Origin of the sequence: Bacillus inaquosorum KCTC 13429 (genome assembly GCF_000332645.1) — a bacterium.
Taxonomy (GTDB): domain Bacteria; phylum Bacillota; class Bacilli; order Bacillales; family Bacillaceae; genus Bacillus; species Bacillus inaquosorum.
The window spans coordinates 1-25,672 of record NZ_AMXN01000009.1 but is presented as its reverse complement, the minus strand read 5'-3'; the positions used below and the strand labels follow the sequence as shown (position 1 = coordinate 25,672).

At 43.1% G+C, this 25,672-nt stretch carries 33 protein-coding genes and 1 pseudogene; 8 read left to right on the top strand and 26 right to left on the bottom strand.

All coding sequences use genetic code 11. The features are described from left to right. Position 1 precedes the first annotated feature (1 nt). From yodL to BSI_RS02755, 3 genes are all read right to left on the bottom strand, one after another. Positions 2-319 (bottom strand): shape determination protein YodL, encoded by a 318-nt coding sequence (yodL, locus tag BSI_RS02745; protein ID WP_003241586.1) that lies wholly within the window; start codon positions 317-319, stop codon positions 2-4. A gap of 60 nt (positions 320-379) precedes the next feature. Next, positions 380-991 (bottom strand): phosphatidylglycerophosphatase PgpB, encoded by a 612-nt coding sequence (gene pgpB, locus BSI_RS02750; protein WP_032732324.1) that lies wholly within the window; start codon positions 989-991, stop codon positions 380-382. Between the two features lie 79 nt (positions 992-1,070). Then, on the bottom strand, positions 1,071-1,247 hold the full coding sequence (locus BSI_RS02755; RefSeq protein ID WP_003241581.1) for a YozD family protein: 177 nt from the start codon (positions 1,245-1,247) through the stop codon (positions 1,071-1,073). Positions 1,248-1,367: 120 nt separating this feature from the next. On the opposite strand from BSI_RS02755, the gene BSI_RS02760 reads away from it, so the two are divergent. Continuing rightward, positions 1,368-1,511: a hypothetical protein gene (locus BSI_RS02760; RefSeq protein WP_003241578.1), complete on the top strand. Its 144-nt coding sequence runs from the start codon at positions 1,368-1,370 to the stop codon at positions 1,509-1,511. Here BSI_RS02760 and yodN read toward each other — a convergent pair. The 13 genes from yodN to cgeC form a co-directional block, all read right to left on the bottom strand. Continuing rightward, positions 1,508-2,188, bottom strand: a complete 681-nt coding sequence (gene yodN / locus BSI_RS02765; protein ID WP_003241576.1) for a germination protein YodN — start codon at positions 2,186-2,188, stop codon at positions 1,508-1,510. The two genes, BSI_RS02760 and yodN, sit on opposite strands and share 4 nt — an antisense overlap. A 150-nt stretch (positions 2,189-2,338) precedes the next feature. Then, positions 2,339-2,563: a YozE family protein gene (locus tag BSI_RS02770; RefSeq protein WP_003241575.1), complete on the bottom strand. Its 225-nt coding sequence runs from the start codon at positions 2,561-2,563 to the stop codon at positions 2,339-2,341. 86 nt (positions 2,564-2,649) lie between these two features. Further along, positions 2,650-2,928, bottom strand: a complete 279-nt coding sequence (locus BSI_RS02775; protein WP_003241573.1) for a YokU family protein — start codon at positions 2,926-2,928, stop codon at positions 2,650-2,652. After that, the gene (gene kamA / locus BSI_RS02780; protein WP_003241571.1) at positions 2,925-4,340 is read right to left on the bottom strand and encodes a lysine 2,3-aminomutase; all 1,416 of its coding nucleotides are present in this window, start codon (positions 4,338-4,340) and stop codon (positions 2,925-2,927) included. The genes BSI_RS02775 and kamA overlap by 4 nt, the downstream gene beginning before the upstream one ends. A gap of 12 nt (positions 4,341-4,352) precedes the next feature. Then, the gene (gene ablB, locus BSI_RS02785; RefSeq protein WP_003241569.1) at positions 4,353-5,180 is read right to left on the bottom strand and encodes a putative beta-lysine N-acetyltransferase; all 828 of its coding nucleotides are present in this window, start codon (positions 5,178-5,180) and stop codon (positions 4,353-4,355) included. Next, complete coding sequence (locus BSI_RS02790) at positions 5,158-6,468, bottom strand: peptidase (protein ID WP_080030906.1); 1,311 nt, start codon at positions 6,466-6,468, stop codon at positions 5,158-5,160. The genes ablB and BSI_RS02790 overlap by 23 nt, the downstream gene beginning before the upstream one ends. A gap of 7 nt (positions 6,469-6,475) precedes the next feature. Next, a complete protein-coding gene (locus BSI_RS02795; RefSeq protein ID WP_003241565.1) occupies positions 6,476-7,129 on the bottom strand; it encodes a 3-oxoacid CoA-transferase subunit B in 654 nt (217 codons plus the stop codon). Next, positions 7,114-7,803, bottom strand: coding sequence for a CoA transferase subunit A (locus BSI_RS02800; protein ID WP_003241564.1), 690 nt, complete (start codon positions 7,801-7,803; stop codon positions 7,114-7,116). Before BSI_RS02800 ends, BSI_RS02795 begins: the two co-directional genes overlap by 16 nt. Before the next feature lie 6 nt (positions 7,804-7,809). After that, positions 7,810-9,144: an aspartate aminotransferase family protein gene (locus tag BSI_RS02805; RefSeq protein WP_003241562.1), complete on the bottom strand. Its 1,335-nt coding sequence runs from the start codon at positions 9,142-9,144 to the stop codon at positions 7,810-7,812. 131 nt (positions 9,145-9,275) lie between these two features. Next, entirely contained in the window at positions 9,276-9,389 is a 114-nt protein-coding gene (locus BSI_RS23335) for a YjcZ family sporulation protein (protein ID WP_032732322.1), read from the bottom strand. Between the two features lie 79 nt (positions 9,390-9,468). After that, positions 9,469-10,248, bottom strand: a complete 780-nt coding sequence (gene cgeE / locus BSI_RS02810; protein WP_003241556.1) for a spore maturation N-acetyltransferase CgeE — start codon at positions 10,246-10,248, stop codon at positions 9,469-9,471. A gap of 28 nt (positions 10,249-10,276) precedes the next feature. Beyond that, on the bottom strand, positions 10,277-11,557 hold the full coding sequence (gene cgeD, locus BSI_RS02815; RefSeq protein ID WP_003241553.1) for a spore maturation glycosyltransferase CgeD: 1,281 nt from the start codon (positions 11,555-11,557) through the stop codon (positions 10,277-10,279). 64 nt (positions 11,558-11,621) lie between these two features. Next, positions 11,622-11,927: a spore maturation protein CgeC gene (gene cgeC / locus BSI_RS02820; RefSeq protein ID WP_003241551.1), complete on the bottom strand. Its 306-nt coding sequence runs from the start codon at positions 11,925-11,927 to the stop codon at positions 11,622-11,624. Between the two features lie 206 nt (positions 11,928-12,133). Between cgeC and cgeA the strand changes: the two genes are divergently transcribed. Beyond that, positions 12,134-12,520: a spore crust protein CgeA gene (cgeA, locus tag BSI_RS02825; RefSeq protein WP_003241549.1), complete on the top strand. Its 387-nt coding sequence runs from the start codon at positions 12,134-12,136 to the stop codon at positions 12,518-12,520. 6 nt (positions 12,521-12,526) lie between these two features. Next, entirely contained in the window at positions 12,527-13,480 is a 954-nt protein-coding gene (gene cgeB / locus BSI_RS02830) for a spore maturation protein CgeB (protein ID WP_003241546.1), read from the top strand. Positions 13,481-13,550: 70 nt separating this feature from the next. Here cgeB and BSI_RS02835 read toward each other — a convergent pair whose 3' ends face one another. Next, positions 13,551-14,699 (bottom strand): phytase, encoded by a 1,149-nt coding sequence (locus tag BSI_RS02835; RefSeq protein ID WP_003241544.1) that lies wholly within the window; start codon positions 14,697-14,699, stop codon positions 13,551-13,553. 421 nt (positions 14,700-15,120) lie between these two features. Between BSI_RS02835 and alr the strand changes: the two genes are divergently transcribed. Both alr and BSI_RS23220 read left to right on the top strand, forming a co-directional pair. Then, on the top strand, positions 15,121-16,305 hold the full coding sequence (gene alr, locus BSI_RS02840; RefSeq protein ID WP_003241542.1) for an alanine racemase: 1,185 nt from the start codon (positions 15,121-15,123) through the stop codon (positions 16,303-16,305). 256 nt (positions 16,306-16,561) lie between these two features. Then, positions 16,562-16,736, top strand: a pseudogene (locus BSI_RS23220) (SDR family NAD(P)-dependent oxidoreductase); the annotation flags it as partial. A 42-nt stretch (positions 16,737-16,778) separates the two neighbouring features. On the opposite strand, the gene msrB reads toward BSI_RS23220, so the two are convergent. Next, positions 16,779-17,213, bottom strand: coding sequence for a peptide-methionine (R)-S-oxide reductase MsrB (msrB, locus tag BSI_RS02845; protein ID WP_003241538.1), 435 nt, complete (start codon positions 17,211-17,213; stop codon positions 16,779-16,781). Then, a complete protein-coding gene (gene msrA / locus BSI_RS02850) occupies positions 17,214-17,747 on the bottom strand; it encodes a peptide-methionine (S)-S-oxide reductase MsrA (protein WP_003241535.1) in 534 nt (177 codons plus the stop codon). 131 nt (positions 17,748-17,878) lie between these two features. Between msrA and BSI_RS02855 the strand changes: the two genes are divergently transcribed. Then, complete coding sequence (locus BSI_RS02855; RefSeq protein ID WP_003241533.1) at positions 17,879-18,304, top strand: MarR family transcriptional regulator; 426 nt, start codon at positions 17,879-17,881, stop codon at positions 18,302-18,304. A gap of 50 nt (positions 18,305-18,354) precedes the next feature. On the opposite strand, the gene BSI_RS02860 is transcribed toward BSI_RS02855, so the two are convergent. From BSI_RS02860 to ilvA, 7 genes are all read right to left on the bottom strand, one after another. Next, complete coding sequence (locus BSI_RS02860; protein WP_003241531.1) at positions 18,355-19,692, bottom strand: MATE family efflux transporter; 1,338 nt, start codon at positions 19,690-19,692, stop codon at positions 18,355-18,357. Between the two features lie 70 nt (positions 19,693-19,762). After that, positions 19,763-19,957 carry a protein YpmT gene (gene ypmT, locus BSI_RS02865; protein WP_003241529.1) on the bottom strand — a complete coding sequence of 65 codons (195 nt, stop codon included), beginning with the start codon at positions 19,955-19,957 and terminating at the stop codon, positions 19,763-19,765. A gap of 12 nt (positions 19,958-19,969) precedes the next feature. After that, a complete protein-coding gene (locus BSI_RS02870) occupies positions 19,970-20,533 on the bottom strand; it encodes a YpmS family protein (protein ID WP_003241527.1) in 564 nt (187 codons plus the stop codon). Positions 20,534-20,542: 9 nt separating this feature from the next. Next, positions 20,543-21,310: an SGNH/GDSL hydrolase family protein gene (locus BSI_RS02875; RefSeq protein ID WP_003241525.1), complete on the bottom strand. Its 768-nt coding sequence runs from the start codon at positions 21,308-21,310 to the stop codon at positions 20,543-20,545. A gap of 77 nt (positions 21,311-21,387) precedes the next feature. After that, the gene (gene scuA, locus BSI_RS02880) at positions 21,388-21,969 is read right to left on the bottom strand and encodes a cytochrome c oxidase assembly accessory protein ScuA (protein WP_032732295.1); all 582 of its coding nucleotides are present in this window, start codon (positions 21,967-21,969) and stop codon (positions 21,388-21,390) included. 151 nt (positions 21,970-22,120) lie between these two features. Then, a complete protein-coding gene (locus tag BSI_RS02885; RefSeq protein WP_003218212.1) occupies positions 22,121-22,372 on the bottom strand; it encodes a YpmP family protein in 252 nt (83 codons plus the stop codon). Between the two features lie 86 nt (positions 22,373-22,458). Further along, the gene (ilvA, locus tag BSI_RS02890) at positions 22,459-23,727 is read right to left on the bottom strand and encodes a threonine ammonia-lyase IlvA (RefSeq protein WP_003241521.1); all 1,269 of its coding nucleotides are present in this window, start codon (positions 23,725-23,727) and stop codon (positions 22,459-22,461) included. 247 nt (positions 23,728-23,974) lie between these two features. On the opposite strand from ilvA, the gene BSI_RS02895 reads away from it, so the two are divergent. Beyond that, positions 23,975-24,970: a sigma 54-interacting transcriptional regulator gene (locus BSI_RS02895; protein WP_003241518.1), complete on the top strand. Its 996-nt coding sequence runs from the start codon at positions 23,975-23,977 to the stop codon at positions 24,968-24,970. Positions 24,971-24,990: 20 nt separating this feature from the next. Further along, the gene (trhA, locus tag BSI_RS02900; protein ID WP_003241516.1) at positions 24,991-25,632 is read left to right on the top strand and encodes a PAQR family membrane homeostasis protein TrhA; all 642 of its coding nucleotides are present in this window, start codon (positions 24,991-24,993) and stop codon (positions 25,630-25,632) included. Positions 25,633-25,672 lie beyond the last annotated feature (40 nt).

Here is a 25,672-nt window from a genome sequence, read left to right as displayed (position 1 = left end):
TTCATTTTGTCGTTTGTACAATCAGACGATTGATTTTCCTCCATCCGGCGGGAAGCAGTTTATAATATGTTTTCCCTTTTCTTCCTTCATCAATCAGAATCACGTCCCCTGTGGCCATAAATCTCGCATCATAATCACTTGGAACAGTGTCAAATACATTAAACAAAGAGAATGCTCTTTTCAGCACGTCTTGATGATCGCTCCCGTTCAGTTCAGTTCGATAGACGGGTCTGTAGCCCTTTTTTTCGCCAAACCGGGGTGTTTGAAATATTGTCACGTCATAGGAACAAGACTTCTTTTTAAACACGGATAACATCATCAAGATCCCCTCCCTTTTATTTCTTTAACATATTAGCGTTTTTGTCCGTTTTTCCTCTCTCTATTTTTGTCGAAACCGCTTAATCTTTTCGTCAAAACCTTTTACGAGGAAAAACAGAAGCAGGCCGAGACTAAAGCCCCCTAGCACGTCGGTTACAAAATGCACACCCAGATAGACTCTGCTTATGCCGACCAAAACCGTGATCACGCCGGCTATGGTGTATACCATTTTTTTATGTTTGGACAAAAACGGGAGGTGTTTTACTAAAAAGTAGGCAATAACAGGATAGACATAGGCAGCGTTCATAGCGTGGCCGCTCGGAAAGCTGAAGGATGATTCATGAACCAGCGGTGAAAAATCAGGCCTCACTCGCTCGATCCATTCTTTTAACACTTTGTTTAACAGTCGATCTGCACCGAATACCAAAAGCATCAAAAGCCCGTCCCATGTTTTTCTGTAAAAAAACAGCCCTATTCCAATGATCAGGATAAGAGGGAACAGGAAAGAAGAAGCTCCAAGATGCGTGATCCCAGCCATGGCATCATTAAGCCATGGCTGGCGAATCAAAACAGCTGCCTTGCTTATCATTTCATCTGCAGATTGAACAGCATTTGTATGAATGACCGCAGCTAGAAAAAGAAAGAAAAGAAACAGACTAACGGGCTTGTACAACATTTTAACCACCTCGATTTTCACAGAAGTCATAGAACATGAATAACAAAACCGGAGCTGGCCGCTCCGGTTTCAAGCCTCAATCATCTTCGTCCAGCTCTTCATCTATCATACATTTTTCTATCAAATAATCAAAGGTAATATCAGCGATTTCAAACAGCTCATCCTCACTCGGTATGTAGCCCCGTCTTGCAAGCTCTCTGTAAAAAAATTCAGCGATTTCTTCCGTATCAATCACAAGATCTATTTCTTTCATCTCCGTACCGCCTCCTTTTTTATGTTTTATGAAAAAACAGGCTGAATTATACCCGGTGTTCTAAACAATTCTTTCGGTCATATACATTGAATAAAAAACAAGCCATAGGAGGCTGACTATATGATCGCTAAAATGATGGAAGCACTGGACGGAGAAAGATTTGATATCATAATGGAAAAAACGCTCAAAGGAATGACGCAAGTGATGATTTGGGGCTGTCTGCCTTATTTTTTATATGTTTTGATCCGTATGTTCACAAACTAACTGAAGTGCTCTTTTAAACTTTCCAGAACAAACATCATCATATCTTTATATTCTTCATCTTGAAACATTTCGTACAGAATTTTGTAGTCATTATAAATATCCAGAAGCTCATCAACAATTGATACAGCAAGGATGTGAAGGGTATCTTGATCTTCATCATCACCTTCAAACTGAAGAAGAGCAGACGATGCGATATCTTCGCCGATCTCTTGGGCAGTTTCTCCGACATAGTGGACAAACAAAAGCTGATGTACAAACTGGTCCATTTCATATTTTCTTAGCACCAGCGTGAGATCCTCTTCCTCCGTTTCAAGCCACTCTCCATCCTTTAAACGGGTCAGCTCATAAATGATATCTTCCCAGCCATCTTCTAAATATCTCCAAATTTCTGTTCTGTGGCCGATAATGCGAAAGAGTTCTTTTCCATAATCTTTTACATAAACGACGTCCCCAATAAGGAATTCATACTCAATATCAAGCTTTTCCATGTCGACAATGACACCCTCATAATCTTTGTAAAGCTGAATGGACGACTCAAAGTATAAGACTTCATTATGATTGACTTCATATAGATAGTGTTTATCAATTTGGTGTACTTTTGTGATGGTGCCGACTGTTCCATACATAATGACGACTACGATATCCCCTACTTGGAATTTCGGTTTATTTTGCTTCACGGTGTCTCCCCCTCGCCGCAACATTTCTCATACGCTATCGTATGCCGGGTGACGCCAATTCGCATGGGCATGAAAACCAAAGGAAATATCCAATTCTGGTATGGGTGAGGACATAAAAAAATCCGCAGTGATCTGCGGATGGAACAGCTATTATCTGCCGTGCACTTCAGCCTCGTATTGATCCCAAGCTTCATCAAACGTAGCCATCGTGTGAAGGTAATCAGCGTTCAGCTCTAAATATGAACTGATTTCATGATAATCGGTTGAGGTTTTCGGAAAGCTGTGATCCTCATACGCCTGATTGGCAAATTCACTGATGCTGTCCTTCGGCTTAGGGTGTCTGTATTTCAATAAATAGTGATAAAAGGATTTCATGGGTTTCCCCTCCTGGTGTCTGTCTTTTGTTGTTCTATTATACAGTTCAAGTGTAAAATTACAACAAAAGAATACCGAAACATCATTCAGGAGAAATCAAAATAGTTGCGTTTCAGAATTCTTTCTGTCTCCATGAGCTGTTGATACGTCAGGCTTTCAGGCAGTTTTTTTGTTTGAATCAAAAGCAGCTGATCCTCAATCTCCTTAATCGTGTTTTCCTCTTGATAGGTCATTCCGCAGGAAGCACACACCATGGCGGGGGTGTCTGTCAGTTCTATGGCTCTTGTTCCGTCAGGGAGCTCCCAGTACACCGTGTTTTTGCCGGGTACTGCTTCAAGCTCGCCGCACCATTCGCATGTTTTCATGAAGAATCCCCTCCGATTTCAGCCTCTTTCTGTTTTTTCTGCTGCGCCAAAAATTTCTTTTCTTTTAGCTGGTCTCTTTTCTCACGCCGGTCTTTTAATGTTTCATGCTCGGGATTCGCTGTGTATGCCTCTCTCCTTTTGATTCTGGCTACATTTTCCGGTGTAAAAGAAACCTCTTTGTCGGCAAAAATGGCACTCAGCCCGATCGGCTCCTTTTTGTCAGCGATTTCAGGGAAAACGGACTCAAAATAGGCGTCAGCCTGATTAGGGATATAATTCTCCGGTTCCGGATATGACGTAATGACGCCTTCAAAATTTCTTAAGATGACTTTGTCAGGGCTTTGCGACAGTACATAGTTTGGCTGCAAAGCGATTTTCCCCCCGCCGCCTGGCGCGTCAACGACAAAGGTAGGAACCGCATAGCCTGAGGTATGGCCTCTCAGCCCTTCAATGATCTCCAAACCTTTGGAAACGGGGGCTCTGAAATGTCCGATACCTTCTGACAGATCACATTGATAAATATAATACGGACGGACTCTGATTTTTACCAAGTCGTGCATGAGCTTTTTCATGATTGGAACTGAATCATTAATACCGGCTAACACGACTGCCTGATTTCCGACCGGCACTCCTGCGTTCACCAGCTTTTCACAGGCCTCAACGGATTCCTCTGTCATTTCGATGCTTGTGTTGAAATGAGTGTTCAGCCAGACCGGATGATATTTTTTTAAAATCTCGCACAGTTGATCGGTAATGCGCTGTGGAAAGACGACCGGCGCCCTTGTTCCGATTCTGATCACTTCCAGATGCGGAATGCTGCGAAGCTCTTTTAAAATGTATTCTAAAATTTGATCATTGATTAGTAACCCGTCACCGCCTGAAATTAAACAATCGCGGATTTCAGGTGTTTCCCGGATATAAGCAATCGCAGCATCAAGCTGTTTTTTGGGGACTCCCATTCCGATTTGTCCGGAAAAACGCCTTCTTGTGCAGTAGCGGCAGTACATGGAACATTGATTAGTGACAAGAAACAGCACACGGTCGGGATAGCGGTGCGTCAGACCGGGTACCGGTGAATCTTCATCCTCATGGAGCGGGTCTTCCAGATCGTATTTTGTTTTGTGCATTTCTTCAGAAAGCGGCACAGACTGCATGCGGATCGGGCATCTCGGATTATCGGGATCCATTAATGAAGCATAGTAAGGTGTAATATTTAGGGGGATCGTTTTGGTCGAAATTCTGACGCCTTCCTCTTCATCCTCAGTCAGATTAATGACTTTTTTTAAATCATCTACCGTTCTTACCGTATGTGTCAGCTGCCAAAGCCAATCGTTCCATTTCTCTTCTGGAACATCCTTCCATAACTCAATCTCCTTCCAATGCCGTTTCGGTTTATGCCATTTGTTTGCCAAATGAATTCCTCCTTACAGGTGCTTACACCAAATATTCATGTTTTCAAGACCTTCGGCTATATAGCAATTGTTGATCAGCCTTCCGCCATACTGATAGCCGGAATGGTACAACACAGCATTCATCCCAAAAGACGCAGCACGGGCGAGAGAAAATACATGAAAGATATCCTTCTCGGCCATTTCTTTTTCTAAAGCCCCGATTAAAAGGCTTGTCAGCGAACGGCCCCGATATTCCGGGAGCACAGCGCAGTCGGTTATTTCCGCATGACCCAGCTCTGGATTGATATCTGCGCTTGCTGCACTGATCAGACGATCATGATCAAACATGACATAATACATCGTATTTTCATTCATCGTCTTTTCAATATAAGCAGGATCAAATACGGGGGTCGGGTACGTACGGAATACTTTTTTATACAGCATGGATAGCTGGTACATGTCGTTTGTTTCTGCTTTTCTCATCGTAAAAACGGGGGTAATTTCGCTGCGGTGGTGAGGTGCTGTGCGATATAAGGCTTCGATGGTCTCCTGTTCTTCTATATAAGAATCTGTTTGTCTCCGTTTCTCTGTGAGGTAACGGACCATGACGCAAGCCGGGTGGCCGAGATAATAGCCCTTGAGAAAACCCTCCGGCACAAATAAGTGTTTGGCAAGCACTGCCTCATCATGCTGTTTCGTATAGACGATGATTTTTTCCGCATCCTCTTCTTTTGCCGCTGCCACGATATCAGGCAGCGCCTTCTCAATGGCTCCGTCATAACGAACTACTCTGATTCGTTTGTTAAAGTCGTCATGGTCCAAAACCGCTGTGACACCGTTACTCTTTATTGACTTGAGCATCCGCATCCTCCCCGTCTGTATGAAGCCCGCACCAATCCATAACAAAAAGTGCAATAATTTTAGCAGATTCTATCATGGCTTCAACCTCAATGTATTCGTTTGCCTGATGAGCTGTTTTTGTTTCTCCAGGCCCAAAGACGATCACTGGCGTATCTCCTGCATGGTATAAAAGCCCTCCGTCTGTTCCCCATGGCGAGGCTTCGATCATTGGCTCTGTCTGTTTCATTTTTTGATAGGCTGATTGCAGCACTGAGATTAAAGGATGGTCATCTGGTAAATCATTCGGAAGCCATTGAGCGCCAAACCATTCTACTTTAATCGGATGATGTTTAAACCATTCGTCACGGTATTCTAAATCCCTCAGCCAGTTTTCCAATTCTATTTTTACAGCTTCAGGCTTTTCATGGGGAGCAATTCCGCATCTCCCTTCTATGACGACACGGTCTGCAACTGAAGATGGCCACGCACCGCCTGAGATGGTGCCGATATTCACCGGTACCGGTATTGGGACATTGTCATACAGCGGATCTGAAATTCTCGCATTGCGGGCTTTCTCCAGCTCTTGTATGGCTGTGATCACGTGCATGCTTTTTTCAATCGCGCTCACACCTTCATAGCGTGTGCCCCCATGTGCCGCTAATCCTTTCACTGTGATCCGAAACCACATCGAGCCCTGCTGCTTTATAAAAAGTTTCATATTCGTCGGTTCCGGAATCAGCGCGCCGTCAGCACGGTAGCCTCTCATAATGGCAGACAGTGTTCCAGCGCCGCCGCACTCTTCATCTACAACACTTTGAAACAATACATCTCCCTTCAATTTGACATCGCAAGCGTGCAGGGCTTCTAAAGCAAAAAGAAGGGCTGTATTGCCTCCCTTCATATCCGTTGAGCCGCGGCCGTATATTTTACCGTTTTCTTCGACAGCTTGAAACGGTTCATACTTCCAATCCCTTACGCTTCCTTCAGGCACAACATCGATATGACCGTTTAAAATCAGCGACCGGCCCCCGCCCGCTCCCGTTTTTTTTGCAACGATGTTCGGGCTCTCATGAAAATCGGAACGGTCTGATTTAAAGTAGGGATGCTGTTTTAATTGCTTTAGGCTTGGCTCCCACACGTCTATGTCCATATGAAATTGCCGCAGCTTTTCAAGCACAACAGCTTGGGCGTTAAATTCTGAGCCTAATGTGCTTTTTTCTCCAATCAGCCTTTTGAGAAGACGAATGGCTTTGGCCGAATGCTGATCAAGCCACTCGATTACTTTTCTCTCAATACCCTGCATCCTCATTCCCCCTTTAAGAAAAAGGCATATCTATTTTGATTTCAGCTTCAGTCAACCTCGTCACCTCGTCGATTGTCGAGCCATTCATCAGCTCTTTTAATATGAAATGATGGCCGTCGACCTCAAGAACGGCTTTTTCAGTAATGATCATATCTACACAGCCTGCTGCAGTTAATGGAAGCGTGCAGGTTTCTGTTAATTTAGGCCTCCCCTTTTGATCTGTATGACTCATGACGACAACCACTTTTTTCGCTTTTTGGGCCAGTTCCATCGCACCGCCCATGCCCGGCACCTTTTTTCCCGGGACAAGCCAATTTGCCAAATCGCCTGACTGGCTCACCTGCAGGGCGCCTAAAATCGTAATGTCAATTTTGCCTCTTCTGATCATCGCAAAAGACATCGTTGTATCAAAATAAGACGCTCCTTTTACAGCCCGGACCGGAAATCCCGCTGCGTTGCATAAATTTTCATCCTCATCTCCCTTTTGAGGGCTTTCGCCAATGCCGAGCACACCGTTTTCCGCCTGCAGCATGACCTGCATGTCAGGCGGCAAAAAGTTCGGCACCAAGGATGGAATGCCGATACCGAGATTTACAATCATGCCCGGCTTGATTTCAGAGGCGGCCCGTTTTGCGATCTGTTCTCTCTCTGCTACTCCCAAGCCCATTTCCACTTCACTCCTTCGCTTCTCACAACCCCCTCGACAAAAACCCCCGGTGTAACAATCATTTCTTCAGAAATCTCTCCCATCGGGACGATCTGCTCAGCTTCGGCAAAGGTTCTACTGGCGGCCATTGCCATAAGCGGATTCATATTGCGCGCTGTTTTGTCATACGTTAAATTGCCGAATTCATCTGCAATGCGCGCATTGATGAAAGCAAAATCAGCCGTCAGCGCCTCTTCAACCAAATATCGCTTTCCAGCCACAGACACGATGCCCTTTTCCTCACAAACCATTTGATTATCAATACCGACGTCGGTTAAAATGCCGCCGAGTCCCGCTCCGCCGGCACGAATCCGTTCTGCAAGCGTTCCCTGTGGTGAAAATTGAACCTCTAACGTCCCGTCAGTCATCTGTTTACCTGCTACAGGATTGGAACCGATATGCGATGCGATCAGGGTTTTGACTCGTTGATTGACAATAAGCGGACCGATCCCTATTTCCGGAAACCCAGCATCGTTGCATATGACGGTTAAATCCGTTACACCGCTGTCCAATATAGCTTCAATCAATGATGGAGGCGATCCGACTCCGCCAAAACCGCCGAACATGAGGACCGATCCGTCCTGAATATCTGCAATTGCTGTTTCGATGCTGATTGTTTTTTGAAATGGCGCCATTTGATTTCAATCCTTTTTCAGTATTTTTTCGACCGCTACAACTGTTTCTGAAAAAATAGATATAAGCTCTTTAGCCTCACCGTCTGAAATGGTAAAAGGAGGAGCAATAATGACAGCATCTCCTTCCCCGCTGTCTATTCCCGCTTTGGCAGGATAAACAATCAGCCCGCGTTTTTTCGCCTCGCCGATCATGCGCTGGGTAACCGCCTGCTCTGGTGGAAAAACGTTCTTCGTTTTCTTGTCAGATACAAATTCAATGCCTAATAGCAGTCCTTTACCGCGCACATCACCAATGATCTCGCTTTGAGATGCTGCCTCAACAAGCTGCTTTCTCAGCGCAGCCCCCTTTTTTTCTGATTGCTTGATCAAGTCATGCTTTAACACATATCGCAAAACTTCAAGAGCAGCTTTGGCAGAATAGGGGTGTGCACTATATGTGTGGCCGCTCATAATCACACCTGAGCCTTGTTTTATCGTCTCAATAATAGAGTCAGATACAACGGCAGCGGCAATTGGCGCATACCCGGCACCGAGGCCCTTCCCCAGTACAGCAATATCCGGAACGGTGTGCCAATGTTCTGTCGCAAGCATTCTTCCTGTTCTTCCAAGCCCTGTCATCACTTCGTCTGCAATAAAGAGCACTTCGTGTGTGCGGCATACCTCACTTAATCTTTCATAATATCCCGGAGGCGGGGTGATCGCTGCTCCTGCGGCTCCGATGATAGGCTCAGCCACAAAGCCGGCGATAAATTGGCTTCCGATTCTTTTGATGGCCGTTTCGAGTTCATCAGCGGCAGCCTGAACAAAATCCTCTTCCGTCTTATGATTCTGCCGATAAACATGAGGAGCTGAGATAGCGGGATATCGTTCAACTAGATGGGTGAACCGGTATCTCCTTTCATAAAAACCAGATAATGAAAGCGCTCCCAAAGTTATTCCGTGGTAACTGCTCCATCGCGACAAAAAGATGGATTTTTGCGTTTGTTTTTTTTCCTGCCAATATTGAATGGCGATTTTCATAGCGGTTTCTATTGCTTCTGAACCGCTGTTGACAAAAAAAGACCAATTCACATCTCCCGGAAGCTCCTGCGCCAAGAGAGCGGCTAATTGCTCGGCGGGCTCACTCGTAAACTGTGAGCGGTAAGCAAAAGACACCTGATCAAGCTGTTCTTTCAGCTTCTCAGTCACATCACGAACCCCGTGGCCGATGTTGCATGTCACCGCACCTGATGAGCCATCAAGATATCTTTTTCCAGTTTGATCATAAACATATGAACCCTTCGCATAGCTGACAACCGGATAGGCCGAACTAAGCTCCGGCTTAATCAAATAACTGCTCATGCTCCCACCTCAAAAACCCATTTGCTATATTGTATGAGTGTTCAATTTGCGGCATGACGTTCCCCGCAAAAACTTTTTCACACAAAAAAAGAGCCTTCCTGAACGGAAAGGCTCTTTTTGAATTTCACCTTCTAGCAAATAAAAGCGGCTCCGACAATAATTAATAAAATGAACAAGACAACAATCAATACAAACGTATTTTTCTCGCAGCCAAATCCGTAACCGTATCCAGGGTATCTATGCATGCTGTTTTCATCCTTTCTTATCACGATATACGGCATTTTATGCGGGCCAAGTCCCAAATGGTTTGTGCGAACGCCTATTTCATGTAAGGAAATAATGAAAAACAGTATGCACCCGCTCATATTTTTTAAACGTCAGCTTTTCGTAAAAATGGGTTGCTCCGTCAATGCTTGTAGCCACTAAATAGGCCGCTTCCATTCCTAGTGATTTGGCGATGGACAGCATTTCTTTCACTAAGATACTGCCATAGCCCTTCCTTTGAAACTGATCCAAAATTGCCACTTCTTCGATTTTGGCCGTTTTCTCTTGCGGATGAATGAACAGCTCCCCGCATCCAATGGGAATCTTCTGTTCCTGGTCGCTGTAACAAACAACCAGGATAATCGTACCCGCTTTGTAAAAGGGATATTTTCTATTTAGTTTTTGTTCAGCGATCGCTTCTCCAATATAAATGGAATCGTAAATTTTCATGATAGAAGATCCGTCGCTAAGGCTTTTTGCCGTCCCCCATGCCGTTAACGGATGTCCCGTCTGCCCCTTCCAGTCATCAAGCTTCATGTCATAAAACAGCTCATCCTCGACAACAAATCCGCTTTTTACAAGCGATTGCTTCAAACCGAGCGGAAAAACATGCTGCGGGGACGCTTTTAAATGAAGATAATTCGCATCAAGAAGCTTTGGTACGGATGGCAAAAAATCCAGTAACCGCTCCAATGGAAACGTATCATGGAGCTGAACAAAGTTATGAGAAAAAATTTGCGGAAGCTCCGGATCTCTATATACGCTGTAATGATCAAACGATGCTGATTCAGACGTTAACAATATATATTGATGTTCCGTTTTTGAATAATGTCCTGTCATGAACGTCTCCTTTTTATGACCTATACCTTTACTCAGTTGCAATATTCAATTTCTTTATAATCTCATCGTACACCGGATAAAACGGCTTTCCAATTGGAAATTGCTGAATATTTCGGAAAGAAGCGGATATTGGCTTCTGATGTAAAAAGAATTTCCTTGCTACTTGCTCACTAATCGGGTGAAAGACGCCGTTTAGAAACAAAAACGGCTCGCGTTCTATAAAAAACAGCCTTCGCCCAGGCGGATTTTCGATCCATCCAGATCGTTCCCGCGTAATTGGCAGCCCTTCTGGCAGCGCCTCCAGTTCTTCTTTTTCAATTGTCAATATGTCTTTTCTTTTAAATTGATAAAACTGAAAAGCATACTGGCCCATAATCCGTCTTTTTTTTCCGGCTTCGATATAAAATATTGCTGGATGGTCAGCTTCCTTTACTAATATATAGTTCGGAATGTTTAAAATCTTTCCAATGCTATATTGGAATAAATACGGGTCCGGAACAGCCACAGTCCGATTTAGATACAAAGAACCCCACCTTTCCCCGACAGGATGCCTTACACCCTGATCAAGAAAATACACGTTTTGATCTGAACCTTTTACAAAAGAACCGTCAATCAAATCAGCGGGCAGAAACCGATATGCATTTTGAAATGAATCGGGGGTTTTATAGGTTGTATCTAATACTTCATTTATCGGCAAAAATGGGGCAAAGTTGTTGATCCTGGCCCAAAAAATTGAGTCGCCATGATTCCAATGCTTCATATCATCATCCCAATAGCTTCCATATTTATGTTGAATACGATCAAGTAGCGAACGGCGATGCATAACTGAACAATGATCAACTTGAAAAGCGGCCTGATCAAGCACTGCATTGGCATTTCTATAGAAATGGGAAATTTCCTCTCCCCTTTCGTTTACATGTACAACTTTTTGTTTTGAATAGACAGCTTGTGCCTCAGGCTTATGTGAAAACGTCTGCACCATACGGCTCAGCCGCTCAGGGTGATAAACAGTGTCATCGGTGAGATAGGAAATGTAATCGCCGTCGGCATATGGGAGCGCGCTGTTAATTAATGTGGCATAACGGGTTGTTTTTAGTCGTTCTGCGGGATGTACGAAACTGTTTTGATAACGAATGCGCTGGTCATGAAGGTACTTGTGAATCACCGCAGTTGTTTCTTCATTAGAATGATCATCCATGATAAATAGCTCCCAGTGATCATATGTTTGCTTCATGACGCTTTCGATCGCTTTTTGAAGATAATTAGGTTTGTTGTAACTCGTTAAAATAATGGACACTTTCTCTCCCATCTATACACCCTCCTATCGTCAAACATAAAAACGGCTCCGCAGCAAGCAGAGCCTCTGTCATCATTTAAAAAGCACCCCAGCTTACAATACTTGAGAGTGCGACATGAGATCTCGTGTTATTTAACGGGTTTTGAAAAATAACCAAATCAGTCAGAACTTCTTTTACGATGACGTTTTGAAGCGTATTTCCATTCAACAGATGAACTGTTGAAACCGGTACGCCAAGCTCTTTTGCAAATACGAGCTGCCGTCTGAGATCAGATGGATTTCCTTCAGAAGATGATTGACGTATGAGCAGAATCAGCAAAAGCAGAATAAAATGCAGTTCATCTTGATTTTCTTCTTGATTCACGTGTTTCTCTAAATCCAAACAATCCCTCTCCCTTATCCTTATACTCTGTTTCACAATATGAACTGACTTTGATTTATGGTATAGGCTATGTCCACTCATTTAAAAAATCAGCATTTTCCTTAAATGTAAGAAAAATAGATCAGGTACGGCGTTCGACTCATACCAATTGGCAATCCGAAGAATATGATTAACGTGAGTTCACTATTGGATAGGAGGTGTGTGTAATGAGCTCTGAAAATGCACAGTTAAAAAAGGATTTGATTAAGACCCTTTTAAGCCCTTTATTCTCAACAGAAGGAGGAGTAAACGTGGATAATAATCTTAAAGACATGCTTGAAGCTGCCATCGATCAAAAAGTAGATGAAAGTGATATGATTACGGCTGAATCTACTTCCCTTCCGGCAAGATGGATTTTTGCCAGAGTTACGCCAGGCACTACAATCAGTATTGTGACTGATTCCGGTGACATGATCGGCCCGGTTGTCTTCGTTGCTTTCGATCAAGTTCACGGTATCGTATTTGTAACACAGGAAAGCTCCGTCACTCCGGCAGGTCAAGCTACAACATTAATTGATGTAGACAAAGTAGAAAGCGTTACGTTCTTTTCGTAACATCTGATGAAAGTCTTGTATATCCAGTCGGGATACGGAGGAATATACAGTTATTTTGACCGCTGGGCTGAAGAATGTTTTCGGAACACTCATACAGAGTATATGTCTGCAGATACACCGGAGGCAGAATCTCTGGTGAAGATCGAAACGTTTCAGCCGGACTTCGCACTTATGATGGTAGGAGACCGCGTTCCTCACGACTGGCTGACCTGGTTAAAGGGTAAGGGTATCCCCGTGTATGTTTGGCTAACCGAAGACCCATTTTATATTGATATCAGTCTTCAGGTGATTAAGCACGCTGACGCCATATTAACGATTGAACAAAATGCCGCTCTCTATTACCGGGAGCTTGGCTGCCAGCACGTCTATTATGTTCCGATTCCAGTTAATCATCGGCTGTTTAGAAAAATGGACACAGAACATTCTTTTCATTCAAATCTGCTTATCATCGGCTATCCTTACCCTAATCGGGTTCAGCTTATGAAAGAAGCGGTACATCTGCCTTTCACGGTTCGAGTAATCGGAAAGGAATGGAGAAAATATCTGCCTAAAAAAGTGCTCAAACAGCCGCATATCGATGTCGTCAGCACGTGGGTTCCGCCCGAACAGGCCGTTCATTATTACAATGGGGCAGACATCGTGATCAATGCGCATCGGCCCTATCATTTTGCTTTCAACAAAAATCATTTCCGCATCAAAAATGCCAGTTTTAATAACAGAACGTTTGATATCGCTGCATGTGAAGCATTTCAATTAACAGATTTACCCGCGGCACATCCTTTTTCATCCTTTATTTCTTATCACAACATCAACGATTTTAAGGAAAAAGCCGCTTTCTATATCAACCATCCTGAGGAACGGCATAAAGCAGCAGCAGCCAATTACAAAGAGACCGTACCCGCAAATACGTATGATGAGCTTCCTGCAAAACTAAAGGCGATTCATCTGGCGCTTTCTTGAAAAATCGTTCATTGATATGAACGATTTTTTGATCTGCAGAAAAAAGCAGCTTACTCAGCTGCTTTCTTTTTTAGCCGTCAGAACGGTCCTTCAGCTTCCTCGGATTCACCTGCTTATGAAGATCAGGCTTTCCGCGGAGATGCTTTGCAATCTGTTCCCACGACACAATTTTGAAGTTTTGATTGACGGCTTGTCCATTTTCAATATTTTCGCCGTCCTGCGCCACAAAAATCCCGTACGGATATTTTGGGCCAAGCCCGAAGCCGAGAACATCAATACCATCTGTATCACTAGTACCGTCTATCTTCTCGCCATCTGTAATGTCAAAGTTGGCTACATAGCGATTGCTTCCCTGCCGTTCATACATTGCATAGCTGTTATTTCCTTGACTTGAAGCCATGAGATATCCTTTACCCTCTGGCGCATAATAGATCGTCAGTCCCTCAATATCAGCTGTCAAATGTTCTCCAGTCGCACGGTCGACAACCTGCCCCTTTGATCCTCCGCCAGGCTCAGCATTAAATTTCCAGATGGCTTCATCTTCCTCTGCTATGTACAGGTTCCCGTACTCATCATCCGCGACAAGGCCTTCGGTCTGAGAATTCAATTTAAATTCACGCACTTTTTTCCCTGACACATAACCCTTTCCATTATCAACAATTTCATACTGCTCAAATTCTCCTTGTTTGCCTGTCACTAATGCGTAAAATGCTCCTGTTTTCTGACTATGATACAGGCTGAATCCGTATACCTCAGAAATATTAGTGGCTATAGGGTGGTTCGGGTCTGTAATGCTTTTCAATATTCCTTTATCCCCGTCAATTGCATATACTTCAATTGTATTCTTTCCTTCAGACCGGTTGGAGGCGGCAGCTATATCAATTTTTTCGCCTCTAAATGGAAAATCATAGCGCAGATCGACATTATTGAGTTTGCCAAACTCGAAAGAATGAACCTGTTTGCCGTCCAAATCATACACGACTAGCCCTGATTTCTTATTTGTCGTGATCAACTTGCTTTTTTCCGGATGCTTTTCATTAACCCAAATGGCCGGGTCATCCGCTGCGTCATCACCAGAAGCGACTGGATCTGTCTCCGTTTCCGCCGTCACTTTAAAATGTTGTTCCTCATTTACATGATGTGCCGACACCGAGTTTGCTGTCAGGCTAAGAAATAAACCCGCGGCAGTGCTTAGCAGCATTGTTTTTGAAACCTTCATTTGAATACCTCCTTTTTATCACCATCACTCTCTATTGTAAAATATATACAGGTCTTTAACTGTGAGGAAAATGAACCCTTTTTTTATAGTGTTTCTGACTCATAAATCGCTATTCCTTACGATGTACGTGGAAATGACTCCGTCAGATTTGCTTTTACGGTGTGAAATAAACCGAAATGAATAATTAGTACATTGTTTATTTAGTTAGAATATTCTCATGATCATACCCCTAAATTTTTTTAGTGGTTGCTTTCATTAACTCGAGCATCGATGAGCACCTTCTCGTAAATCCTGAATTTGCTGTTGAATGATTTCAGTTAAAGTTGAATAAAAATAAAATTGGAATCATCCAACAATTAACATTAAGATTATTGCGGCTAAATGCGGTTTGTACTATTCCATAAGAAGGAAGGAATCGTTGATGACAAAGCTTTGCCGAGAAGTTTGGATCGAAGTCAATCTTGACGCCATTAAAAAAAATTTGCGAGCCATACGCCATCATATACCAAAAAAGAGCAAAATTATGGCTGTTGTAAAAGCGAACGGTTATGGTCATGGGTCTGTAGAAGTAGCGCGCCATGCACTGGAACACGGGGCGAGTGAGCTCGCTGTTGCCAGCGTGGAGGAAGGAATCGTTTTACGAAAAGCAGGGATTACAGCACCTATTCTTGTGCTTGGTTTTACATCCCTTAGTTGTGTGAAAAAGTCAGCAGCTTGGAATATAGAGTTATCCGCATTTCAGGTTGATTGGATTAAAAAAGCTAACGAAATATTGGAAAATGAAGCAAGTACTAACCGATTGGGTATACATATTAATGTGGATACTGGTATGGGCCGATTAGGTGTACGTACAAAAGAAGAACTTTTAGCAGTAGTGAAAGCACTAACAGCAAGTAAATCCCTAAGATGGGCAGGTATTTTTACACATTTCTCAACAGCTGATGAACCAGACACCACACTAACCAAGCTGCAGCACGATAAATTTGTCAGTTTTCTCAGCTTTTTAAAGAAGCAAGGCATTGAGCTGCCCACCGTGCATATGAGCAATACGGCTGCCGCTATCGCTTTTCCTGAATTTAGTGCTGATATGATTCGTTTAGGTATAGGCTTATATGGTTTATATCCTTCAGCATATATAAAAGAACTTAACCTCGTTAGGCTTACACCTGCATTAAGTTTAAAGGCGCGTATCGCTTATGTGAAAACGATGCGAACAGAACCGCGGACCATTAGTTATGGTGCTACATACATCGCGGAACCTGAGGAAGTAATCGCTACACTCCCGGTCGGCTATGCTGACGGTTATTCCCGTGCACTTTCCAATCGCGGATTTGTTCTTCATCGCGGAAGACGAGTGCCGGTAGTGGGAAGAGTGACAATGGATATGATAATGGTTAGTTTAGGAGAGAGCGGTGAAGGTAAACAAGGAGAGGAAGTCGTGATTTATGGTCAGCAAAGGGGAGCTGAGATTCCCGTAGATGAAGTTGCTGAAATGCTCAATACGATTAACTATGAAGTGGTGTCTACATTAAGCCGCCGCGTCCCTCGTTTTTATATAAGAGATGGCGAGATTTTTAAGGTATCAACTCCAGTATTGTACGTGTAGATGTTCACTTATTTTTTTACAACACACGAGGTTGTTCATCTTAAAATCTTCTTTTATGCAAAAATCAAGGTTCCTCATCTGAGAGATTTTGCTGATGTATAGAAATCTTCGACAAATTTCGAAATCTATCCGCTGTCATCCAAGTTGTCCGACAATTGGACTAGACAGGGATTTGGATGCTGGTGGAAAGCCAGAAAAGAAGAACCTACAAAGTCAAATAAAAAAACCGAAATCATTGTTTATACAACAAAACCTAAAACAATTAACATCCCCTCATGAAATTGAATCACTGTATGAATGGGGCAATCTTATATGCCCCTTCCAGTTCGCAAAGTCAATCTGCCTGGGTATCAATCAGATCAAGCCCCACTTATTACAAAAGACAGAATTGCCCAGATATTGAAGATTTGCATCAAGAAAAAAAGGCATAAAAACAAGCCTGTCTATCCATTAGGCAGGCCTGTTTTTTTGATTTATTTATCAAAGAGATGCAGATAGCTTTCGTACCCTTCTTCTTTCAGTTTATCCTTCGGCACAAAACGCAGCGCCGCTGAATTTATGCAGTAACGCAGCCCGCTTGGCCCCGGTCCGTCATTAAATACATGGCCAAGATGAGAATCAGCAGTGCGGCTTCTCACTTCTGTGCGAATCATGCCGTGGCTCGTATCTAGTTTTTCTTCCACTTCTTCTTCTTCAATCGGCTTTGTAAAGCTTGGCCAGCCGCAGTGGGAATCAAATTTATCCTTGGATGTAAACAATGGCTTGCCTGACACAATCTCTACATACAGCCCTTCCTCTTTATGATCCCAATATTCATTTTGAAACGGCGGCTCCGTGCCGTTATTTTGCGTCACCTCATATTGCATGCGATTTAGTGACTTCATTTTTTCTTCTTTATTGTACGCCATTTATTTCGCCCCCCAATGCTCGCTGATAAATCCGGCTCGTCCAGAACCTGTCCGGTAGCGCTGATAATGTCCTGGATTCTTTTTATAAAAATGCTGATGGTAGTCTTCCGCTTCATAGAAAGGTTCAGCTTTTAAAATGTCCGTTACAATCGGGTCTTTAAAGACGCCGCTTTCTGCCAGGCGCTGCTTGGAAGCTTCCGCAAGCTCCTTTTGTTTTTCATTATGATAAAAAATGGCTGCACGGTAGGAGGTGCCGCGATCTGCAAACTGGCCGCCGGCATCTGTCGGGTCGATTTGCTGCCAAAATAATTCAAGCAGTTTTTCATAAGGGAACACATCAGGATGAAACGTGATTTGAACCGCTTCACGATGACCTGTCGTTTCACTGCACACCTCTTCATACGTAGGGTTTTCAGTATGGCCGCCTGTATACCCGGACACCACTTTTTCAATTCCCGGCTGTTCGTCAAAAGGTTTAACCATACACCAAAAACAGCCTCCTGCAAATGTGGCGATTTCTTTTTTTTCAGACATACTGGTGCCTCCTTTGTTAATACGTGGTATTATTATATTATAGCATGTAATAATAGAATGAAAATGATTCTGCTTTTCAATAAAATCTATAGGTTTTAAGCAATATGCTTATGTAATGGAGGTTCACAAATTTGAAAGTAAGAACACAGATGATGTACGATATGGAAACTTTACTCCGTAAAGTCTTTAAACAAATACGCAACGAAATCAATGAAATTCTAGATAAAGAGCTGTCACGGAATGAATTTACGATTCTGCGGATCCTCAGTGAACAAGGGCCCAAAAAAGTTACTGAATTTGCGCCTATTTTAGAGGTATCGGCAAGCCACATTACGGCTGTGACTGATGCGCTGGTAGAAAAGGAATGGATTACGAGAATCAGATCGAAGGAAGACAGACGCATCATCCGCATTCATATCACTGAAGCGGGTGAAAAAGTCCTTCAGCATTTCAACGAGAAAAAAACGGAATATTTCTTTAAACGCTTTGACTGCTACAGTGATGCCGAACTTGCCTCATTAATCGAGCTCTTCAGCAAACTTGATAAAAAACGGTGAAAAAAAGCACATACCGCTATATATGGGTATGTGCTTTTCACAGCGCTCACTTATTTTGCAGTGAACAGTTTCATTGTTTTCCAGCGGCCGTATCTGTAATACAAAAAAGCCGCACAGCTGCTTAATAAAAAACTCATTCCGATTCCGAGCCCGATTCCTTTCTGTCCAAGCCAAGCTGAAAATAGGGCTGTGAAAGGATATCTCAAAACCCAAAACGATATCAAATTTAAAACCAGCACCTGCAGCATCGCTCCCGCTGCCCTGACGATTCCGTTCAGTACGAAATTAATTCCGATAAAAGGATAGAAAAACGCGATCCAGCGCAAATATTGTTCACCAAACGCGACCGCATCAGGCTCGCTGATAAATAACCTCATGAGGTATTTACCAAATACCCAAAGTATAACTGCAATCACCAGCATGCAAGAAATAACAGCCATCACACCAAGCCTCGCAATGGTTCCCACTCTTTTAAAGTTTCCGACTCCGATATTTTGCCCTGCCATACTGTTGACCGCCGTACCGGCAGCCATAGCCGGAAGCGTGATGAGGCTGTCGAGCCGCTGCACCGCGCCGAAGCCTGACACAACGTGCTCTCCGTATGAGTTGACAACACTCATAATCGCCATCATGCCGCCTGTAATCACCATCATCTGCAGACCGGCTGGAATCCCGAGTTTTAAAATCAGCGCGGACTCTTCCCATTTGGGCATGCGCGGAATAGAGAACGGCACAAGCTTGTGTTTGATGACATAAAACAACCCATACAGAAACGCAATGCCCTGTGACAAAATCGTCGAATAAGCAGCTCCCGCTATTCCCATGCGGAACACAGAAATAAAGAGCGGTGCCAACACTGTATTCAGCACAACGGCAAACGCAATAAACCGGAGAGGTGTTTTGCTGTCGCCAAGCGCCCGAAGCACAGTACTGATAAAGTTATATCCAAACAAAAATAAAATGCCGATAAATTGAATCTGTAAATAGGTCTCAGCAAGCGGAATCATCGACTCCGGCGTTTTTAGAAGACGAAGCAAAAGCTCTGACAGAAAAAAACCGGCCGCGCCGAATCCGATGCTTAGGCCTGTTAATAAAACAACAAATGCGTTAATATACGACGCCATTCCTTTTTCATCATCTTTTCCCTTTTGCTGTGACAAAATCGTTAACGTCGCATTGTTAAGGCCCAAAATAAAAGACAGCACGGTTAATACAATCGTGCTTGATACCGCGGCTGCCCCAAGGGCCTTTGCCCCCAGTAAATTTCCGATCCACAAACTGTCTATAAATTGAAAGGAAACCTGCAATGCGTTTCCGAGCATAATAGGCATTGAAAACAGCACAAGCTGTTTCAGCACGTTCCCCTGTGTAAAATCGTATGCTTTCATTTTTTCTCCTCGTGTTCTCAAATTTTCTTCAGGCGCACGAAAAAAGAGACGTTGTTTCATGTCTCTTTTTTCATGATTTATCGGTTTTTTTCCGGTCTCTCATACCAAATGTAAACACCATCACACTTAGGAACAAGGCACAATAGGAAACGTTCAAATACATTTGATCCATATCTTCAGTGGCCAGATGATGATAAGCAAGCCAGCCAAAATACAGGGAAAATATAAAGGATAATAAACTGAAATACTGGTAAATCCGTTTCATTTTCAGTCACCTCTATTGTTTAGGATGGTAATAGGAAAACTCAATTTCATCTTTTTCTAAATTTATTTTATCCGCTTTGACATACATTCCATTCGTTAAAGGCATTTCTGACAGACGCACTTCAATGCTTTTATCGCCGGGATGAACGTGGACAAATGACGGCAATTCGTAAAAGCTGTCCATATAATTTAACACAAAGCTAATCGGTATACTCAATTTCCCTAACGAAAATTTCGTGACATTCAACTCCACATCGCCATTTTTTTTCACAGTCGGTTCAAAAGCGACAAACGCATCAATGGACGTGGAAAAAGCCTTGATTTTCCCTGCGACATGAACATCATCATCTATCTCTACTTTATAATCAAGCTTGTTTGCTGCTTTGTCGTTTAAATATGAGTTGACAAACGCAGCTAATGATTCTTTTGTGCTTGTCACTTGAAATCCATACTCGCTCTGAGATGAATCCTTCACCTGAGCTTGTTCTCCCGGCAGCATAACAAGTGTCACAAACCCAGCGGCTAGGACAATATTGATTGCAAGCAATATAAAAAACAGTCGTTTCCACTTATTCATGATGTCACCCTACTCTTTCGGTAATCCTTCTTTTTTAATGGCTTGATAGACCCGCTTCGCGATAAGGGAATAGCCCGTACCATTAGGATGAAAATCATCTTCCTCAGAAATTCGGCTGCTGTCACTTTTTTGATTGAACAAGTCTTCAATTTGAATGATTTTTGCATGTTTATCTTTTTTCAGCTCTTTTTCAGCAATATGGTTCCAATCAGTGACGACTCCGTTTATTTCATTTAATTCAGATAGCGTGAACGTAAACGGATTATACATGCTGACATAAATCAGCTCAGCGTGATCATTCAGCTCCCGGATTTCAGAAATGATTTTTTCAAAACGCTTTTCATACGGCTTTTCCGCTTCCTGAAACGGTTCAACGGTTAATTGGAGAAAGTTTTGGCGAAGGACTTTCATCAAATCATTACCGCCAATGGTAAAAAAGACATAATCTGCGTCCTTTATGCCTTTTTGAACCTTTTTATCTTTTAGTTTCTCTAACAAATCATCCGAACGGTTCCCTTTCACGGCATAATTCTTTACGTCTACCGTTTTGACTTGTTTATCTGACCGGATAGAATCCGCCACCTTGCCGACGTATCCCTTTCCGTCAGGATCTCCGACACCTTCTGTCAGCGAATCTCCGACAGCCGCAATGACAATGTGCTCTTTCGTTTTCGTTTCATGGGCTTTTTGTTTTCCCTCAGATGCTGTACGTATGCTCGTACAAGCAGTAAGAAGCAAAATCAAACTGGCCATGAGTGAAAAAATGCGCAGCTTCAATCTTGTTGCTCCTTCCCATTCTACTAGTGGAAAGTGTATCATGTTTTAGAAGATTTGCAAATGCCCAGTCTCCTAGCTTACTTGAGTGTACTGGCTGTCTTCACATCCGCGATGATATCATCGTACGGTGTATTTTCCACTCCATTGTAATCTTTCAGCACCTTACCGTTGGGGCCTACCAAATAAAAAGAAGATTGATGAATGACTTGGTCCTCTCCCTCCGGTTTCTTCACAATTGCTTTAAAGCTCTTAAGCGCGAACGCTTCAATGTCACTCTGGCTGTATCCCGTGAGGAAATCCCAGTTATCAAAAGATAATGGATAATTTGCGGCAAATTTCTTCAGCTGTTTTGGCTTATCGTTTTCTGGGTCAACACTAAAGGATACGATGCGGACATCTATATTCTCAGCCTTCAGTTTTTTTTGCAGCTCGGTCATATGAGCGGTCATTGGCGGGCATATAGTTTCACAATTGGTAAAAATAAAATCCGCCAGCCATACTTCTCCTTTTAAACTCTCTAACGAAACGTTCTTGCCGTCTTGGTTCTGAAATGTAAAAGGCTCCACCTCGTAATTGAGCGGATCTTTAATCTGTTGTCCTCCGCAGGCACACAAAAGCAGAAAAAACAGCCCTGCCGTTAAACTCTTGATAACCTTCATGACTTTCACCCTTTCCAGCCAGCATAAAACGCTTTCTAAAACAGTTCTTACCTGCTGCGTCCCATGTTTGTATTCGATACCGGTCAAAAAAAATCCTGCATGCCTCCCAATCTACAAATACAAAGGGGGACACACAGGTATAAACGCCATATCACGCGTTGTGCTTTAACACCTCTTGATGAAAAACAGCCTGATAATCTGCCCATTTCATCCGGCGCTTCATATAATGTCGGAAAGAATACACTTTTGCCCTGCTGTTTGATGAAAACACTTCTTTTAAGTAGAACTGCAAATGGTGATGTAACATAAAGAAATAGTGCTCATCTTCCTTTAAAACAGGTATTTCTGTCACTTTCACCTGAATCCCGTCACTGCGTTTGAACTCTAGGCTTTTGAGTAACAAGCTATCAATCCTCTTTTTTTGTTTTTCTTCTATTATATACAATGCCAGCCAGGCTGTCTGTCATTTTGCGCGGTTGTGTGAAAAAATTAGATCAGCAAATGAAACAAGTCCTCATCCTTATTCACCTCTACATAATGAAACGCTTTTCTATTCATCCGTTCAATCAGCGGTCCATAGTCTGCCTTGTTCTGCAGCTCGATGCCGACAAGAGCAGGTCCGTTGCTTTTATTATTTTTCTTCGTATATTCAAACCTTGTAATGTCATCATTAGGCCCGAGGACTTCGTCAAGAAACTCGCGGAGCGCCCCCGCTCTTTGCGGAAAATTGACGATAAAATAATGCTGAAGTCCCTCAAAAATCAAGGACCGCTCCTTCATTTCCTGCATTCTTCCGATATCGTTATTGCCCCCGCTGACCACACACACTACATTTTTGCCTTTAATTTCATCCTTGTACAAATCAAGCGCGGCAACAGAAAGAGCTCCAGCCGGTTCAGCAACAATCGCACATTCGTTATATAATTCAAGAATGGATGTACATACTTTCCCTTCAGGCACAAGGAGGATGTCATCCACGACCGCTTCCAGCGTCTGGAACGTTTCCTCCCCAATTTTTTTAACAGCGGCTCCATCTACAAATTTATCAATTTTATCAAGTGTGATGACATGCCCGGCTTTGTTTGATTCAAAATAGGATCCCGCACCCGCCGGCTCAACAGCAATTACCTTTGTATCAGGGGACACATTTTTCAAATATGTACCTACCCCTGAGAGAAGGCCGCCGCCTCCGACACTTGCAAACAGAAAATGCGGTTCTGTATCAATGTCGTTTAAAATCTCGACTGCCAGCGTTCCCTGGCCCGCCATCACATCCGGATCATCGAACGGATGGATAAACGTCCGGGATTCCGCCTCACAGCACTCAACAGCGCTTTTATACGCATCGTCAAACGTATCACCTGTCAAAATAATATCGATAAATCCTTTTCCGAACAGTTCAACTTGAGACACTTTTTGTCTCGGTGTTGTAGACGGCATAAAAATTTTCCCGTGAATGCCGAGATGTTTACATGAGAACGCCACACCTTGAGCATGGTTTCCGGCACTTGCACACACAACTCCGTTCTCAGTCTGCTCGCTGGAAAGCTGTTTCATTTTATGATAAGCCCCTCTGAGCTTAAAAGATCTGACAACTTGCAAATCTTCACGTTTCAAATAGATATTGCATTCATATCTCTCAGAAAGTCTGTCATTCCTTTGCAAAGGTGTGTGAATCACAACATCCTTCACGTTTTGATGAGCCTTTAAAATGTCTTTCACTTGGATGAGAGAGTTTTCTTTAAGCAACGGTTTCATGTACAGATTCCTTTCTTGTTTTAAATCCCTATTTAATATGCCATTATAACACGAATATTCAAAAAATAAGACAATTATTTTTATTTAATAATTAAAAAAATACAGACTATATTCACCACATCCTGTTGTAACATCTGCGTCATCAGTATCCTGCTGACCCAAGAAAAAAGATGATCGTAAATAATAGGTGTTTTCAGCCAAAAGACATGATATAATAAAACCAATTAGAACCAAAAGGAGCCAATTGATGAATACCGCACCAACACTCAACACATTTCATAACCTAATCGGAGAACATCAAACATTTTTGGAAGCGAAGCGAATCGCTAAGCAGTTCTCATTATCGGAGCTTCCCGTCCTGATCACAGGAAAAATCGGAACAGGGAAAGATCATTTCGCACAAGCCATACACCAGAGATCTTCGAGAAACAACGAACCTTTTATTAGCGTCAATTGCAGCGCCCACTCGGAAGAAAACCTTATGCATGAGCTTTTTGGTCCTAACGGAAACTCAGGAGCGTTTCAAAAAACGGCACGAGGAACCCTTTTTATTGATGAAGTATGGCGTATGCCTGCTTCTGTACAAGCTCAGCTGCTAAAAGCGCTTGATTCAGACACGGAAAAACCGCGAATGATCTGTGCTTCCGCAGACGGATGCGCGGAACATACATTCAGACAAGACTTATTCTACAGACTGAATATTTTAACGCTCACACTTCCCGAATTGTCTGAACGAAAAAGCGATATACCGCTTTTGACACAGTATTTTCTCTCAAATTCAGGTCAGCAATTGTTAATTGATCCCTCAGTCTTTCCGATGCTTGAGCAGCACACATTTGAAGGCAATGTCAGAGAATTAAAAAACGCCGCAGATTATATGGCAGCAGTGTCAAGCGGAGGAACAATTCATTCATATGACGTCCCGCCATACATTAGGGGCGCAATAGACGGAAAAGCGTCGAAGAAAAAAGCGAAGCTGCTGACTTTAATGGAAAAAGCGGAGTTTTTGTTTATTTTGGAAACAATAAAAGCGTTAAACGAAAAAGGAGAGCCAGCCAGCAGACGGATCATTTCCGAACACAGCAAAAACACCCAAACGTCGTTAACTCCTCAGCAGGTCAGAAGCCGACTCGACTATTTGGAGAAAAAAGATTATGTCACAAAAAGCCGCGGACGCGCCGGCACTAAAATTACGTTAGAGGGCTTGAGCTTTTTAGAAACGCTGAAAAATCAAATGATCTAGCGATCGAAAGGAGAATGCACTTGTTTACAATCAAAGAAGAGATCGCCAATGCAATTACACATGGCATCGGTGTACTCTTATCCATACCCGCACTAGTGTTTCTGATCATATTTGCAGCTAATTACGGCTCCGCATGGGATATTGTCAGCTTTACGATATTCGGTGTCTCTATGCTGCTGCTTTATCTAAGCTCCACACTGCTTCACAGCATCACACATAAAAAAACGAAGGATATTTTGGAGATTATTGACCATAGCGCCATTTACGTTCTGATCGCCGGAACCTATACGCCTTTTTTGCTGGGCCCGCTGAAAGGCACGCTCGGCTTCACCCTGCTGGTTATCGTATGGTCACTCGCCCTAGGCGGAATCGTTTTTAAAATTTTCTTCGTGAAACGCTTTATCCTATTGTCAACCTTAGTGTATTTGATCATGGGGTGGCTGATGATTATCGCGGTTAAACCTTTATATGCTTCGCTGAGCGGAGCGGGATTCAGCCTTCTTTTTCTCGGCGGCATTTTATACTCTGTCGGAACCATCTTTTACATTTGGAAAAAGATCCCCTTCCATCACGCCATTTGGCACAGCTTTGTATTAGGCGGAAGCGCTGCGATGTTCTTCTGCGTGCTGTTTTATTGTGTGAAGGTGCCGTTCATGTCGTAACAAAAAAGCGCAGTCTTAAAGGGACTGACCCCATAAGATG

What these genes read in the sequence shown, in the direction of transcription:
- BSI_RS23335 (WP_032732322.1), bottom strand. Translation starts at nt 9,389, where the DNA reads ATGCATAGATACCCTGGATACGGTTACGGATTTGGCTGCGAGAAAAAT.
- ypmT (WP_003241529.1), bottom strand. Translation starts at nt 19,957, where the DNA reads ATGAAACGGATTTACCAGTATTTCAGTTTATTATCCTTTATATTTTCC.
- msrB (WP_003241538.1), bottom strand. Translation starts at nt 17,213, where the DNA reads ATGGCGTACAATAAAGAAGAAAAAATGAAGTCACTAAATCGCATGCAA.
- cgeA (WP_003241549.1), top strand. Translation starts at nt 12,134, where the DNA reads ATGAGCTCTGAAAATGCACAGTTAAAAAAGGATTTGATTAAGACCCTT.
- BSI_RS02805 (WP_003241562.1), bottom strand. Translation starts at nt 9,144, where the DNA reads ATGAGCAGTTATTTGATTAAGCCGGAGCTTAGTTCGGCCTATCCGGTT.
- BSI_RS02895 (WP_003241518.1), top strand. Translation starts at nt 23,975, where the DNA reads ATGAATACCGCACCAACACTCAACACATTTCATAACCTAATCGGAGAA.
- BSI_RS02770 (WP_003241575.1), bottom strand. Translation starts at nt 2,563, where the DNA reads ATGAAATCCTTTTATCACTATTTATTGAAATACAGACACCCTAAGCCG.
- BSI_RS02775 (WP_003241573.1), bottom strand. Translation starts at nt 2,928, where the DNA reads ATGAAAACATGCGAATGGTGCGGCGAGCTTGAAGCAGTACCCGGCAAA.
- BSI_RS02795 (WP_003241565.1), bottom strand. Translation starts at nt 7,129, where the DNA reads ATGGGCTTGGGAGTAGCAGAGAGAGAACAGATCGCAAAACGGGCCGCC.
- BSI_RS02835 (WP_003241544.1), bottom strand. Translation starts at nt 14,699, where the DNA reads ATGAAGGTTTCAAAAACAATGCTGCTAAGCACTGCCGCGGGTTTATTT.
- cgeE (WP_003241556.1), bottom strand. Translation starts at nt 10,248, where the DNA reads ATGACAGGACATTATTCAAAAACGGAACATCAATATATATTGTTAACG.
- ablB (WP_003241569.1), bottom strand. Translation starts at nt 5,180, where the DNA reads ATGCTCAAGTCAATAAAGAGTAACGGTGTCACAGCGGTTTTGGACCAT.
- BSI_RS02870 (WP_003241527.1), bottom strand. Translation starts at nt 20,533, where the DNA reads ATGAATAAGTGGAAACGACTGTTTTTTATATTGCTTGCAATCAATATT.
- alr (WP_003241542.1), top strand. Translation starts at nt 15,121, where the DNA reads ATGACAAAGCTTTGCCGAGAAGTTTGGATCGAAGTCAATCTTGACGCC.
- BSI_RS02800 (WP_003241564.1), bottom strand. Translation starts at nt 7,803, where the DNA reads ATGGCGCCATTTCAAAAAACAATCAGCATCGAAACAGCAATTGCAGAT.
- ilvA (WP_003241521.1), bottom strand. Translation starts at nt 23,727, where the DNA reads ATGAAACCGTTGCTTAAAGAAAACTCTCTCATCCAAGTGAAAGACATT.
- BSI_RS02760 (WP_003241578.1), top strand. Translation starts at nt 1,368, where the DNA reads ATGATCGCTAAAATGATGGAAGCACTGGACGGAGAAAGATTTGATATC.
- cgeB (WP_003241546.1), top strand. Translation starts at nt 12,527, where the DNA reads ATGAAAGTCTTGTATATCCAGTCGGGATACGGAGGAATATACAGTTAT.
- BSI_RS02790 (WP_080030906.1), bottom strand. Translation starts at nt 6,468, where the DNA reads ATGAGGATGCAGGGTATTGAGAGAAAAGTAATCGAGTGGCTTGATCAG.
- yodL (WP_003241586.1), bottom strand. Translation starts at nt 319, where the DNA reads ATGATGTTATCCGTGTTTAAAAAGAAGTCTTGTTCCTATGACGTGACA.
- cgeD (WP_003241553.1), bottom strand. Translation starts at nt 11,557, where the DNA reads ATGGGAGAGAAAGTGTCCATTATTTTAACGAGTTACAACAAACCTAAT.
- msrA (WP_003241535.1), bottom strand. Translation starts at nt 17,747, where the DNA reads ATGTCTGAAAAAAAAGAAATCGCCACATTTGCAGGAGGCTGTTTTTGG.
- BSI_RS02860 (WP_003241531.1), bottom strand. Translation starts at nt 19,692, where the DNA reads ATGAAAGCATACGATTTTACACAGGGGAACGTGCTGAAACAGCTTGTG.
- BSI_RS02755 (WP_003241581.1), bottom strand. Translation starts at nt 1,247, where the DNA reads ATGAAAGAAATAGATCTTGTGATTGATACGGAAGAAATCGCTGAATTT.
- scuA (WP_032732295.1), bottom strand. Translation starts at nt 21,969, where the DNA reads ATGAAGGTTATCAAGAGTTTAACGGCAGGGCTGTTTTTTCTGCTTTTG.